Origin of the sequence: Lacrimispora sphenoides, assembly GCF_900105215.1 — a bacterium.
In the GTDB taxonomy this organism is placed as follows: Bacteria; Bacillota; Clostridia; order Lachnospirales; family Lachnospiraceae; genus Lacrimispora; species Lacrimispora sphenoides_A.
Genome location: NZ_FOIP01000001.1, coordinates 736,700 through 750,726, shown reverse-complemented (window position 1 = coordinate 750,726; position 14,027 = coordinate 736,700). Strand labels below are relative to the sequence as shown.

Here is a 14,027-nt window from a genome sequence, read left to right as displayed (position 1 = left end):
GAAGTGATGAAGGTAGTATTATTAGCGGGAGGTTTTGGCAGCAGAATCAGTGAGCAGAGCCATTTAAAACCGAAGCCGATGATTGAGATCGGGGAAAAGCCTATTCTGTGGCATATCATGAAGTATTATTCCCAGTATGGCTTTCACGATTTTGTTATTTGTCTTGGATATAAGCAGTATGTTGTAAAGGAATTTTTTGCGGATTATTTTCTGCATACATCAGATGTGACCTTTGATCTTGCCAATAATAAGATGGAGGTACATAACAATTATGCGGAGCCATGGAAGGTGACCCTGGTGGATACGGGGTTAAATACCATGACCGGCGGACGTATTAAGCGCATCCAGCCTTATATCGGCAATGAGCCCTTTATGATGACCTATGGTGACGGAGTCTGTGACGTGGATTTAAAGGGTTTGTTAAAATTCCATCAGGACCATGGTAAGACTGCTACCATGACTACCGTCAATATCGCCCAGCTAAAAGGGGTTCTGGATATTGACGAAGGCGATGTGGTCCGTTCCTTCCGGGAAAAGGATGAAGCGGATAACAGCCTGATCAACGGGGGATTCATGGTCTTAAATCCTGAGATCTTTTCTTATTTAAAGGATGATACCACCGTATTTGAAAAAGAACCATTGCAGAGCCTGGCGGCAGAAGGGCAGCTTATGAGCTTCCATCACAATGGCTTCTGGCAGTGCATGGATACTCAGCGGGAAATGAAGAAGCTGGAAGATTTGTGGCAGTCCGGACAGGCGCCATGGAAAATTTGGGAGAAATAACATGACAAGCTGGACAAGTATTAAATGGATCGAATTTTGCGATTTTTATAAAGGAAAAAAGGTTCTGATCACAGGGCATACAGGCTTTAAGGGAAGCTGGCTCAGCCGACTCCTTGTAAAGGCCGGTGCATCGGTAACGGGATATTCCCTCATGCCCTCCACTGACCCAAACCTGTTTGAAGTAATCGGGCTTTCTGATACCGTAAATTCCATAATCGGGGACATCAGGGATTTGGAGCATTTAAAAAAGGTGTTTTTACAGGAGGATCCGGAAATCGTGTTTCACCTGGCCGCCCAGCCAATTGTCAGGGACTCCTATAAGGATCCGGTCTACACCTATGAGACTAACGTTATGGGTACGGTCAATGTGCTGGAATGCATTCGCCTGACCCCTTCGGTCAAATCCTTTTTAAATGTTACAACGGATAAAGTGTATGAAAATAAGGAATGGGAGTACGGATACCGGGAAAACGATCCATTAGATGGCTATGATCCTTATTCCAACAGCAAATCATGTTCTGAACTGGTGACCCACAGCTATGCCAAGTCCTTTTTTTCTGACGGACGTGTGGCCATATCCACATCCCGTGCCGGCAATGTGATCGGAGGTGGAGATTTTGCCAATGACAGAATTATTCCGGATTGCATTCGGGCAGCAGAGGCAGGGCACGACATCATCGTGAGAAATCCCCATTCAACAAGGCCGTATCAGCATGTTCTGGAGCCTCTGGCCATTTATATGACGATTGCCATGAAGCAGTATAAGGATTCCAAGTTCCAGGGATATTATAACGTAGGACCGGATGACAGAGACTGCGTGACCACTGGGGAGCTGGCGGATCTGTTCTGTGAGGCCTGGGGCCAGGGGATAAAGTGGATAGACAAGTTTGAAGGAGGCCCTCATGAAGCCAACTTTTTAAAGCTGGACTGTTCCAAGATCAAGAGGGTTTTCGACTGGCGCCCCAGATATGAGGTAAAGGAAGCAGTGGAAAAGACCGTGGAATGGACTAAGGCCCATTTGGAAGAGGCAGATATGCTTACGTTCATGGACTTGCAGATAAAAGAATTCTTCAATTAATATAAGTTTGAGAGGAACCATCCTCCGGGTATACCTTCACACCCAATGCCCGGTGGTGCGGGGCACGCTGTAAATGCTCTGCCAAAAAACATTGGCAAGAAAGAGGAAAAAATAGAATGTTTGAAAACAAGACAGAAAAAGTGGCGCGGGAGGAGATCCTTTCTCTGGTAAAGGAATACTGCAGCACCTACCATAATCAAAAAGATCCTTTTAAAGAAGGAGACCGCATTTCATATGCATCCCGTGTGTACGATCATCAGGAAATGGTGAACCTGGTGGACAGCTCTCTGGAGTTCTGGCTTACATCTGGGCGGTATACCGATGAATTCGAGAAAAAACTGGCGAAATATTTAAAAGTCAGGTTCTGTTCCCTTGTGAATTCCGGTTCATCGGCGAATCTGCTGGCATTTATGACCCTTACATCACCGCTTTTAAAGGAACGCCAGATAAAGCGCGGTGATGAAGTGATCACGGTGGCAGCCGGATTTCCAACTACTGTGACTCCTATGATCCAGTATGGTGCGGTTCCCGTATTTGTAGACGTTACCATCCCCCAGTATAACATTGATGTGAACATGCTTGAGGCTGCGCTCTCAGAAAAGACTAAGGCTGTCATGATTGCTCATACCCTGGGAAATCCCTTTGACCTTTCTGCGGTTAAGGCATTTTGCGACAGGCATCAGCTGTGGCTCGTAGAGGATAATTGTGATGCCCTTGGAACAAATTACACCATAAATGGGGAAGAGCGTTTCTCCGGAACCATCGGTGATATTGGAACTTCAAGCTTTTATCCGCCTCATCATATGACAATGGGAGAGGGCGGTGCGGTTTATACGAACAACTCACTGTTAAATAAAATAATCCGCTCATTCCGTGATTGGGGCCGGGACTGTGTATGTCCTTCCGGACGTGACAACTTATGCGGTCACCGGTTTGACCGCCAGTACGGGGAGCTTCCTGAGGGCTATGACCATAAATATGTGTATTCCCATTTTGGCTACAATTTAAAAGCTACTGACATGCAGGCGGCCATCGGTTGTGCTCAGATTGATAAGTTTCCATCCTTTGTAGAGAGGCGGCGCCATAATTTCGATCGTCTTCATAAGGGCCTGGAAGAGGTTTCCCACAAACTGATCCTTCCGGAGGCATGCCCGGACTCCAAGCCAAGCTGGTTCGGCTTTTTAATAACCTGCAAAGAAGGCGTAAGCCGGAATCAGGTGGTGCAGTATGTGGAATCGAGAGGCGTTCAGACAAGGATGCTCTTTGCCGGTAATTTAACGAAACATCCATGCTTTGACCAGATGAGAGCGTCCGGAGAAGGATACCGGATCGTAGGGCAGCTGACCAATACCGACCGGATCATGGAAGATACCTTCTGGGTAGGAGTATATCCGGGAATGACTGATGAGATGATCGATTACATGGCAAAGATCATTAAGGAGGCGCTGAACCAATAAGGGTTTTATACCTCTGCGCCCCAAAAGCAAGGGCCGTAAAGAGGAAACACTCTGCAAGTATACCTTTATGCCCAGAAAACACGGGCAGGAAAGAGGAAACATGAAGGAATACGATTTAACGGAGGTACATCAGGCGAACCTGGCTATTTTAAAGGAAATTGACCGTATCTGCCGGAAATATAAGATCAAATATCTTCTGGATGCAGGAACGCTTTTAGGCGCGGTAAGGCACAAAGGCTTCATTCCCTGGGATGATGATGCGGATGTGGCGTTTACTCGTTCCAATTATGATGCCTTTTTAAAGGTAGTGCGGCGGGAACTTCCGGAAGAGATGGAACTTCTTGAACCAAAGGATTTAAGAGGCGGGACGGCTTTTTATGATTTTACAACGAGAATCATCTATAAAAACAGCCGGACTCATGAGGACTCAGATGAGATGCGGTTTTATGAAGGAAAATTAAACCATCTGTGGGTGGACTTATTTACCATTGATGAACTTCCTGAAGGCAAGGCAGCTTCTGCCTGTACCCGCCTTCTGCATACTGTGATCTACGGTATGGCCATGGGCCACCGTTATCGGTTAGACTATAAAAAGTACAGCCTGATCAATAAAATCGTTATAGGCACGCTGGCTTCTTTAGGGAAAATGATTCCAATGAAAACCTTGAGTAAGCTGCAGCATATGATTGCGGTCAAAGATCATAAGGGAAAGAGCCGCCTTAGGTATTACAGCAACTACCAGCCGGATTATCTCTATGTGACGCTTAAGAAGGAATGGTGTGAAGAAACTGTGGACCTGGAATTTGAAGATACCAGGCTGATGGCGCCAAAAGGCTGGCATGAGGTCCTCACCTGGATTTACGGTGATTATAAGAAGCTTCCGCCGGAGGTACAACGGGTTCCATCTCATTCCAGCACGAAAATTAAAATATATCATTAGAACGCAGTTATTACTGGATAAGCCGGTAATAATGATTGTATGGGATACAATGACAGGGCGGGATTCAAACGAATCCCGCCCTTGTTTTTCATTTATAAGCTTCCCACAAGGGACAACGGTACTTTATGCCGGGCCCCAATAGGGAAACATTGATTTCCTAATCTGTAATAGAATACTTTTTAATGATAAACTCTTAATCTATCGTTTTCTATGAAATCTGGAGAGTTAAAATATCTAATTGAAAAAAGTAATAATACATTTATTATCAAAAAGTAAACCGGTAATGATTGCATTTTTAGTATGATCGCATACTGCAGCCATGAGATATAAGACCGGGCGGGAGCAAGGAAAATCCGCATTGATCAGGCCTTTTATAAGCCATTTCAATGCGGATCTTCATGTCCATGGAGCTTAACTCCTATTGCTGGTTTAAATATTCCTTTGCGTCTTTAAAGAAACTGAAAATAATAAGGAGTATGATAATTCCTATAGGAAATGCTGCGATGATGGAAACCGTTTGCAGATTGGCCATGGAATTCTCCGAAAATATAAGAGCAATGGGAAACAGCATTAAAAGCACGGACCAGAACAGCTTTACGCATTTATCTGGCTCAGCGTCCTCGGGGAGCTCCTTATAAGAGTAGGTGGAAGCAACCAGGGCCAGGGCATCAAAGCTGGTTGCGTAAAAAGCCACCATGGTAACTGCCAGAAGGATCAGCCCCAGCTTAGCAAACGGCAAGGTTTCAAGGATTGCCATGATCGTCTGGTACAAGTTTCCTGTGGAAGCATAAATGCCCATCACATCCAGCACACCCTTTGTCTGAAGGGCAAGGCTGTAATTTCCCAATATAATAAAGGAAGTAAAGGTTCCTGAGATTCCAAAGACATATCCCCCGAGGATGGTCTGCTTTATGGTGCGCCCTTTACTGATGGCTCCGATAAAGAAAGGAGTGGCTACGCACCAAACCATCCAGTAAGCCCAATAAAAGATGGTCCAGTTCTGAGGGAAGGAGGAGGTCCGCAGCGCATCGGTCCATGTGGACAGGCTAATAAAGTTCTGCGTCAGGTTTCCTACTGCTGTGATCCCTGTTTCAATGGTATATCTGGCTTCCTTACCGCCGATCAACACATAGAGAAGCAGGCCGAAAAATAGATATGTACAGGACGCAGCCAGTTTTGCAATGCCCTTCATGCCGAAATAAACCGTAATGGTGTAAACGATACATATAATGACCAGGATTGCAATGGTCAATAATCTGGAATCCGGCAGACCCGTTACCCTGCTGATCGCCATGGAAAGAAGAGGAGTTGCCAGAGAAAATGTGGTTGCAGTACCAGCCAGTAAGGCAAATACGGCAATTAAGTCAATGAGTTTTCCGCACAGGCCGTCTACATGCTTTCCCAAAAGAGGGCGGCAGGCTTCCGAGTATTTTTGTTTTGTCCGTTTTTTAACATGGAGCATGAAGCCGAATGCTGCAGCCAATATCATATAAAAGCTCCAGGGGATAGGGCCCCAGTGAAACAGCGGATAAGTGGAGGCCCAGTCTTGCATGGCTCCCAGGTCCGCGATATGTGGTTCCCCTGCATAGAGAATCCATTCACAAAGGGAATAGAAGAGGATATCAGCGGCCAGACCGGCTGTAAACATCATAGTACCCCATTTAAAATTTGAATATTGGGGTTTTTCCAAGTTTCCAAGCTTTATGGTACCGTATTTGGAAAATGCGATATACAGGGAGCAAAGGAAGGTAAAAAGCCCGATGATAAGATAGTAACTTCCCAGCTCATCTCCTAAAAATGACCGGATAGCAGCCAGTGTATCCGCAGACTTGCTGGGATATATGGTAAAAACAAGGCATAAAAGAATGATACATATAAAAGGAATCAGGGTCGTTATCCAATCCAGCTTTTTAAACAAAGCCTTTTTCTCATTGTGGTCCATGTACATAGCCTCCTAAAGTGTTCAAAAAAATAAATTTAATATTGATATTGAACATGATACCATGGATAACCAGAAAATGCAAGAATTAAATAAGAGGATTTAGAAAATGTATGGGATTTATTCCAGTAAAAACACTAACGTATTTGTGAAGATTTTCTGAATAAAAACAGCCAGAATCTTTTACGGCCTATCCGAAAGTCGGTATTGCCGTTTTAAGTGTTTAGTGCCTTTATCCTTGCATATCCATAAAACCGGAATAAAGGTCAATCTGTCTGCGTACTTTCCTCAGCTTGCAGAAAAGAAGATTGTAGAATAAGGGGATATATGGTAATATATCTCCAGGAGTAACCGAATACAGGGTGGAACCTTCCAGCTTTTATGTCTTTATGTCATAACGAGAGGGGAGGTGGTGCCGGATATGTTTTCATTTGCAGATGTGCTTTTATTTGCAACTTTTATCTTGGCATTGCTGACTTACATAGATAAGTTAAAAAAATAGCCTACCCTGCTGCGAACAGGATAGGCTGGCTCATGAGCATATGAGCATTTAGTCCATATACTGGGAGTTTCCACCTTGTGTGGCGGTTACTCTTTTGTAATTCTAATATAACATATCTGGTACCACTATTCAAGCATATATAGATGATAAATCATATATAGTGCCTGAACTGTATTCTCATCGTACTTTTTGCACTCTCATGATACTTAAATGATACTATTATTTTGGCAAGGGGAGCATAACAAGTAACCGCACTAAGAAAAACACATGGAAATCAAGGTAAAACAAGGCTTTCATACCAGTAATCACTAACGTATTTGTGAAGATTTTCTGACATTTTGCTAAAACCACTACAAAAAAAGTATTACATCCGATATAATGTTAGATGTTCAATAAGGAGGAAATTATGATGAAGAACAAAGCTCTATTGATGTGTGCGATGTCGGTATTGTTGTTGACCGGATGCACGGAAAGTAACATTCTTAAATCCACAGCTCCGGCAGAGCCTGTTTTTGAAACTCAGCAGGGGATTATTCTGGATTGGGATCAGATTGGAAATGACTTGGATGAAGAGTTCGTGGACAACGAAGAATATCCTATGGCGTTAAGTGTTAATTACAAGGTAGAACGGGAGACGAATAGCATTGATTTGACATTGCTTGTTAAGGATGGATCCACACCCGAGGAAGCAGTCGTATTTGCAAATGCAGCAGTTCGGTTTATAGGCGACGAGGCTGCTATGCAGGATTTTTCCTATGAAAAATCAAGCGATACCTCTTATGGCGGATTTTTTAAGGATTATGACATGCACCTTATTGTCATGCCGGATTATATGATGAATGAACAACAGTATTGGCTGGTAGATATGGACATCCCTAAGGGATCTGATGAAAAGATTGTTCCAAAGGAAGGTGCAGTTATCACGGAGACCACCTCTGAGGATGAGGAGACGGATACTGAAAGCTCGGAGTCGGATCAATAGATTTTTAATGCAGGTATTAAAAAACATGGATGAGGAATTGAGTTGTAGATCGCTCCTCAGCCATGTTTTTTTGTTCCTTTTTTGTATGTTCGTTATGGATCTACTGCCAATCCGCTGTGGTAGGAATAATTACCAAGCTCCTTTAAAAGCTTATTGTGATCCAGGCTATCTAGTGGAACCGGCGAAGTCAGTTCCTCGTTCAGCAGAAAAAACACATCATTGCATTTTACCATGGACTGATGGAAGAGCTCGGGAAATGAGGACTGGGATGCAAGACGGCGGTTCCAGGGATTACACCAGGTTTCATGGTTTAAATTCATGGTGACGACGGGATCCGGCGGGATGTCCGTTACCAGCTTCCGGGAAGCAAGGTGAGTGCGCAAGAAAAGAGATTCCATAAATTCAATGCTGTTTTTCTTGCGGCTGGACGGATCGGCAAGAGTTCTGCATCCTAAGCGCATAGCCAGGATGGAACGGGATACCATCTGGGATGTTACACGGAAATTATTCCGGTAGTTTAAAGGATAATAGGCTTCATTGATGCATACGGACAAAAAGCCGGAGATGAACTGCAATTCCTGGCCGTTTAAACAAATGGTGGCCGCCTGGTTGAACTGAGATGGTTTTTTCTTTTTGTATTTCATCAATAGCAATGCATCTATATCATTTTCCAACATGGCATGAAGCCCATGATGATAGTTGCTGGAGTTTTTTACATCATATTCGATTCGGCCGTACACGTAAGGGTGGCAGATGGAGTCCCCAATGTAATGGCAGAAGTAACCGCTTATATAAGAAATGGCCTGCTCTCTCTGCTGTTTGGACTCGATCTGGGATAAGTGGTTTAAGCAGGAAACAAAAAAATCATGTACATGGTTTTCGTGCATATAGGAACCTACGTTGCGGTAATCCCGGTGGCGTAGAATGGGTATATTATAAAAAAATATATCCGGTCCCTGGAGGCCAAGCTGGTAAAGCCAGCGGTACTTGGAGATTATGCGTTTTAAAGGGGTGTTAGGCATGTCATTGAAAACTTTGACTCCCAGCAGATAGTGAGTGGTAAAACCAGGCATATTGTTCACCTCGCATTTATTTGCAGCTCGCGAAATCTGTAGTGCAGCCCGCGAGTCCGCAGTGCAGCTCGCGAATCCTGCGGATTCGTTCGCTCACGGGCTTTCGCCCTATGAATTAGAACACAGAAAAGTTTTCTTACGTGCGAGCACGACGAAAATTTTTCTGTGTTCTAATTCGCACTGCTCATTGCTTATATGGAGATTATACCATATCAGATTTTATTTTGTGTAAAAATCATTGGAAATTTTCATACTAGCCGGGTAGGTCGAATAAGTGTTAAGGAGAGCGTTCAGGAGCTGATCCGATGATACATCGTATACATGAAATGGTGTGGGGACCGTGGCTTTTGGTTTTATTTTTGGGGACCGGAATCTTTTTTACGGTAAAGTCAGGTTTTTTTCAGATTAGAAAATTCCCATTTTGGTGGAAGCATACTATTGGAAGCATACAGGAGGATGAGGGAGAAGAAAAAGGAGAAGTGACAAAATTCCAGACAGCCTGTACGGCTTTGGCAGCTACCATTGGGACTGGTAATATCGCCGGTGTGGCCACCGCACTTACAGCCGGCGGACCTGGTGCTATATTCTGGATGTGGGTTTCTGCCGGAATCGGTATGATGACAGGCTATGCGGAGACTATGCTGGGGATCCGTTACCGTTACCGGGATCGGAACGGCGCCTGGATCTGCGGGCCTATGGTTTATTTGGAGAGGGGGCTTAAGCTTCCCGTATTAGGTATGATTTACAGCTTTCTTTGTATCATGGTTTCTCTTGGAATGGGAAGCATGGTGCAGTCCAATTCCATAGCGGAAACTCTTGAATATTCCTTTGGCATACCGCCGGTTCCTATTGGGATCGTGCTGACTGGAACCGTATTATTGGTGGTACTGGGAGGGATTGCAAGAATCGCCTTTGTCTCCGAGCGGCTCATTCCTATCTCTGCCGGCGCCTATATGCTGTTTTCCATGGTTGTGATCATGTCCTGTTACGATCAGATCCCATATATTTTTCAATGTATTTTTCAGGATGCCTTTCGCCCGGTTTCTGCTTTTTCAGGAGTTGCAGGCTATCAGATCAGTAAAAGCCTGCAATACGGCATATCCAGAGGAGTCTTTTCCAATGAGGCAGGACTTGGGAGCATGGCAGTCCTTCACGGCGCAGCAGAGGATACGACTCCTGAGCAGCAGGGAATGTGGGCCATGTTTGAGGTGTTTTTTGATACCATTTTGATCTGCACCATGACCGCCTTTGTGATCCTGTGCATGACGGAAGGGGATGCTGCCGGCTCAGGATATGACGGAGCGGCTCTAACCGCCTTTTGTTTTTCAAAACGCTTAGGATTACTTGGGGAATATGTAGTATCAGGAGCCATGCTGATATTTGCCTTTGCTACCATCATTGCATGGTATTATCTTGGCCGTCAGGCCGCCATATATCTGGCGGAGCGTTTAAAAGAGCGCAGATCCCTTTACATACTGCAGCGCATTTTAAGGGGAAAGGTTTATACTATACTTTATCTGGGGGCCGTGTTCCTTGGGTGTCTGGCAAAGCTTGAGACAGTGTGGGAATTTTCTGATATTTGGAATGGATTGATGGCGCTTCCTAACATCATTGCCATTATTTTCCTGATGAAGGAAGTAACGGTTCCGAGAAACGCAGAAGAATGGGCACTGAAATATACCCGCCGGTGAATGGGGAAGGGGCCTGACCCAAATAGCGGTCAGACCCCTTTATGATGAATTAGTTGCAAGCAAATGGTCAGCAATCCCCTGAATAGTAGGAGATAATACTCATATAATCCTTTGGAGCCGGAATATCCAGTGAAAGACTCAGGAAGTTTTTATTTTCTCTGTACTGATGAATCAGCTCGTTCTGGAGTCCATAGTGTTTGTTGATATTTTCTTTACTACCGTCAGGGTACAGTAAATTAACCGCATCACTGCACGCATTTACTGTTTGTAAAAAGTTATCCATATTCAAGATATTTAATTTTATCATTACAAACCCTCCATTATGAAAGACAGTGATTATTTGGTGACGGCAATGATTTTATAATAAAAAGATTGCCCTATTACCTTTACAGGTATCATTATAGTGCAATCCTTTTCAAATAAATATATTATTTCTGCCGTTATATATCATTTTCCTGCCATTTGCGGCGATATTCCAGGGGCGTGCAGCCGGTATACTCCCGAAAGACCTTTCCAAAGTAGCTGCTGCTTCCCAATCCGCAAGCGTGGCTTATATTCGTAATCGTTTCCCTGCTGTCTGCCAGCATATGACAGGCCGTTTGTAAACGGTAGTTTTTAACATATTCCACCGGTGTCATGTGCAGACAGTCGTGGAATACCCGGAAGCATTCACGTTCGCTGGAATACGCGGCGGCGGCAATCTCTGGGATTGATATTTTTTCCGCATAATGCTCATGGATATATACCATCATCGATTTTATTTTATCATTTGTTTTGTTGGAATAACCCTTTTCTTCCAATAGGGGACGGGATATGGCGAAAAGCTGGATCCATATGTCAGATAATGCTTCCCTCAGTTTTATTTCATATCCAAAATCATTTTCGGAAAGATGAAACGATTCACGAATGGTATCTAAAATTTTCGCCTGTACCGGATCCTCAGGATATAAGGCAATGATTTCAGCCTGTGGGGCTGCGGTAATCGGTGTAACGTATTTTTTCTCTATCCGGCTTCCATGTTGACCGGCAATGAAAGAAGGATCAAAAATATGAAGGAACTGAATGTTTTTTTCTGATTCCGCCTGTGGCCTTGCCATGTGGAGAACATTGGAATTGACCATTCCGCCGGAACCTGCAGGGAATATCATCCTTCCTTTTGGTGTGCAATACTCCATTCTTCCGCTTTCCATATAAAACAGCTCCACGTTTTTATGCCAATGCCATGGAACAAAACGCCCCATAAATTTATCCAATTGAGAGCAGGAGGCAGTGTATGGAAAATCCGGCGTAAAATCAGGGAATAATTCTTCTTTGCTTCCCGTATGAAATTCTATTCTATAAACGTTTTTCAATGACTTTTCCACCCTTTCCCGATTATTGTGATATTAAGAAAAGCATTTACAAAGTTTTAGTAAAATAGTAGCGTTTTCCTGTCACAGGATATTCTTCCAGTGCAAACACGCTCTTATATCCGTGCTTTTCATAGAAGGCAGGCGCCTGAAAACTGAAAGTATCCAGAAATGCATATCTGCACCCCCGTTCCTTGGCTGTTTCTTCGGCCTGATTTAAAAGCTTACTGCCAATATTTTGTCCTCGTAAATCTTCCCTGACCCATAAATATTTGACAAACAACCAGTTGCCGTGTGTATTTCCGATCAGTCCTCCGACTTTTTCTCCTGTATCGTCCTGCAAATAGATTCCTAAATCTCTTGGGTTCTTGTCCTCAATTCTAGGTAAGTTATAATTCAATAAGCCCTGGAGAATGATTTCCTCATCTTGTTCTTTAATTTTATCAGTTATTTCAAAGTTCATTTTAATCGTTTCTCCTTATTGGCTTATATGAGTTTTCGGTTGTATTTATCATATCATATCCTGCAGCACAATTCCACAGTCCATATCAGGCCTTTATAGAAACAAATAGATGGGAAAAGACCAGACCTGATTTAAGCAAAAATTATCAAGAATTAATTTCCGAAAGAGTATATAATGATAATATATTTTTGGAAAGGAGCAGGTATATGGATTATCATTCAAAAGTGGGGGACTCGCTTAAATATATCGAGGAAAACTTAAATGGTAAGATTAATCTTGATGATCTTGCAAAAAGAGCCTATCTGTCAAAATATCACTATCATAGAATTTTTCACAAAGTATCAGGAGAATCCGTTACCAGATACATCACCAGAAGGCGGATGGAAAAGGCAGCGGGAGAGCTTGCCCGGACAGACAGGCCGATCATCGATATCGCCCTGGAATATCAATATGCTTCTCAGGAATCCTTTTCAAGGGCCTTTTTAAAGATTTATGGACTGACGCCGGGAAAGTACCGGAAAAGGTATAGCATCAATTCCAATCATGTGATTGATTTAGGCTGCCGTTCCAGCAAAATCATGAACATGGCTGCATAATAATCCAGGAGGTTTCTATGAACAATCTTATCCCAATGGTTATTGAACAGACATACCGGGGAGAGCGGTCGTATGACATATTTTCCAGGCTGCTGAACGACCGTATTATCATGCTGAATGGCACAGTGACCAATGACACAGCAAGCCTGATTATAGCACAGATGCTTTTTCTGGAATCCGCTGACCTTAATAAGGATATTCACTTATATATCAACAGCCCCGGAGGTTCTGTAACAGATGGGTTCGCTATTATGGATACCATGAATAACATTAAATGTGATGTTTCCACCATTAGTATAGGCCAATCGGGAAGCGCTGCTTCCTTGCTTCTGGCATCAGGGAAGAAGGGAAAGCGCTTTGCCCTTAAAAACAGCGAGATTCTGATCCATCAGCCGTCAATATCCGGCGGGCTGCAGGGGCAGGCTACGGATATTAAAATCCATAGTGATTGGCTTGAAAGAACAAAGAAAAAGCTCAATGAGATATACAGTGAACTGACTGGCCAGCCGATAAAAAAAATTGAGGAAGATATGGAACGGGATCGTTATATGACGGCTGAGGAGGCAAAGGAGTATGGCTTAATTGATGAAATTCTATTATGCCGCAGGTGATACCGGAATATTAATATAAGAACCCGCTAACGGAAGGTCTGACAAGGCAGCCGTAAGCGGGTTTTTCTCAGTGGGAATCTGCATATGTATCGATCATTTTTACTTTTTCATTCCGTCCCATCAATTCATAGTAATTACGCCATTCGTCAACCGACTGCAAGGGAATCTTAATTCCATGAACTTCAGTGAAATCTTTAATATTTTCCTTTTTTAATGGGAAATAATATTCCTTATCTTGGTTCACGATAACAAATCCGGCCATTGCATCGATATCTACATCATCAACATGAAACTCCAAAAAACATTTTGTTTTATATTTGGCATTTGGATTAGGCTGTTGAATATCACCCAAAGATAATAAGGTATCTTTAACTGTTTCCACATCTTCTTCCGCAATCATAATATCTATATCATGAAACTCAGATGTAATTCCTTTGAAGTATAACAGCAAGGAGGCTCCAACGGCCCATGTAACATCTTTGTGATTAAATTCTTCTGCAATACGAGCTAATACCGTCAGCTTGTGTTTTATATCGTCCATTCCGCCACCCCGTTAAATTTAT

General features: G+C 43.3%; 14 protein-coding genes. 8 read left to right on the top strand and 6 right to left on the bottom strand.

What is annotated here, in order from left to right; genetic code table 11:
- Positions 1-6: 6 nt before the first annotated feature.
- The 4 genes from rfbF to BMW45_RS03380 all read left to right on the top strand — a co-directional run bounded on the left by rfbF (position 7) and on the right by BMW45_RS03380 (position 4,258).
- A complete protein-coding gene (rfbF, locus tag BMW45_RS03395) occupies positions 7-783 on the top strand; it encodes a glucose-1-phosphate cytidylyltransferase (protein ID WP_025231251.1) in 777 nt (258 codons plus the stop codon).
- Position 784: 1 nt separating this feature from the next.
- The gene (gene rfbG / locus BMW45_RS03390) at positions 785-1,861 is read left to right on the top strand and encodes a CDP-glucose 4,6-dehydratase (protein ID WP_092240554.1); all 1,077 of its coding nucleotides are present in this window, start codon (positions 785-787) and stop codon (positions 1,859-1,861) included.
- Between the two features lie 116 nt (positions 1,862-1,977).
- Complete coding sequence (gene rfbH / locus BMW45_RS03385; protein WP_092240552.1) at positions 1,978-3,318, top strand: lipopolysaccharide biosynthesis protein RfbH; 1,341 nt, start codon at positions 1,978-1,980, stop codon at positions 3,316-3,318.
- 100 nt (positions 3,319-3,418) lie between these two features.
- On the top strand, positions 3,419-4,258 hold the full coding sequence (locus BMW45_RS03380) for a LicD family protein (RefSeq protein WP_092246125.1): 840 nt from the start codon (positions 3,419-3,421) through the stop codon (positions 4,256-4,258).
- Between the two features lie 418 nt (positions 4,259-4,676).
- Here the strand turns inward: BMW45_RS03380 and BMW45_RS03375 are convergent, their stop codons facing one another.
- Positions 4,677-6,200 (bottom strand): BCCT family transporter, encoded by a 1,524-nt coding sequence (locus BMW45_RS03375; protein WP_029701440.1) that lies wholly within the window; start codon positions 6,198-6,200, stop codon positions 4,677-4,679.
- A 905-nt stretch (positions 6,201-7,105) separates the two neighbouring features.
- On the opposite strand from BMW45_RS03375, the gene BMW45_RS03370 reads away from it, so the two are divergent.
- On the top strand, positions 7,106-7,681 hold the full coding sequence (locus BMW45_RS03370; RefSeq protein WP_092240550.1) for a hypothetical protein: 576 nt from the start codon (positions 7,106-7,108) through the stop codon (positions 7,679-7,681).
- Between the two features lie 92 nt (positions 7,682-7,773).
- On the opposite strand, the gene BMW45_RS03365 is transcribed toward BMW45_RS03370, so the two are convergent.
- Positions 7,774-8,754: a zinc dependent phospholipase C family protein gene (locus BMW45_RS03365; RefSeq protein ID WP_092240548.1), complete on the bottom strand. Its 981-nt coding sequence runs from the start codon at positions 8,752-8,754 to the stop codon at positions 7,774-7,776.
- A gap of 305 nt (positions 8,755-9,059) precedes the next feature.
- Here BMW45_RS03365 and BMW45_RS03360 point away from each other — a divergent pair, with 305 nt between their 5' ends.
- Positions 9,060-10,445, top strand: coding sequence for an alanine/glycine:cation symporter family protein (locus BMW45_RS03360; protein WP_092240546.1), 1,386 nt, complete (start codon positions 9,060-9,062; stop codon positions 10,443-10,445).
- A gap of 67 nt (positions 10,446-10,512) precedes the next feature.
- Here BMW45_RS03360 and BMW45_RS03355 read toward each other — a convergent pair whose 3' ends face one another.
- The 3 genes from BMW45_RS03355 to BMW45_RS03345 form a co-directional block, all read right to left on the bottom strand.
- Positions 10,513-10,752 (bottom strand): ribonuclease HII, encoded by a 240-nt coding sequence (locus BMW45_RS03355; protein WP_092240544.1) that lies wholly within the window; start codon positions 10,750-10,752, stop codon positions 10,513-10,515.
- A gap of 133 nt (positions 10,753-10,885) precedes the next feature.
- Positions 10,886-11,797, bottom strand: coding sequence for an AraC family transcriptional regulator (locus BMW45_RS03350; RefSeq protein WP_092240542.1), 912 nt, complete (start codon positions 11,795-11,797; stop codon positions 10,886-10,888).
- Between the two features lie 46 nt (positions 11,798-11,843).
- Positions 11,844-12,257, bottom strand: coding sequence for a GNAT family N-acetyltransferase (locus tag BMW45_RS03345; protein ID WP_092240540.1), 414 nt, complete (start codon positions 12,255-12,257; stop codon positions 11,844-11,846).
- 206 nt (positions 12,258-12,463) lie between these two features.
- Here BMW45_RS03345 and BMW45_RS03340 point away from each other — a divergent pair, with 206 nt between their 5' ends.
- Together BMW45_RS03340 and BMW45_RS03335 are read left to right on the top strand one after the other, a co-directional pair.
- On the top strand, positions 12,464-12,853 hold the full coding sequence (locus BMW45_RS03340) for a helix-turn-helix transcriptional regulator (RefSeq protein ID WP_092240538.1): 390 nt from the start codon (positions 12,464-12,466) through the stop codon (positions 12,851-12,853).
- A gap of 17 nt (positions 12,854-12,870) precedes the next feature.
- The gene (locus BMW45_RS03335) at positions 12,871-13,464 is read left to right on the top strand and encodes an ATP-dependent Clp protease proteolytic subunit (RefSeq protein ID WP_092240536.1); all 594 of its coding nucleotides are present in this window, start codon (positions 12,871-12,873) and stop codon (positions 13,462-13,464) included.
- A gap of 67 nt (positions 13,465-13,531) precedes the next feature.
- On the opposite strand, the gene BMW45_RS03330 is transcribed toward BMW45_RS03335, so the two are convergent.
- Positions 13,532-14,005, bottom strand: a complete 474-nt coding sequence (locus BMW45_RS03330) for a nucleotidyltransferase domain-containing protein (RefSeq protein ID WP_092240534.1) — start codon at positions 14,003-14,005, stop codon at positions 13,532-13,534.
- Between the last annotated feature and the right edge of the window lie 22 nt (positions 14,006-14,027).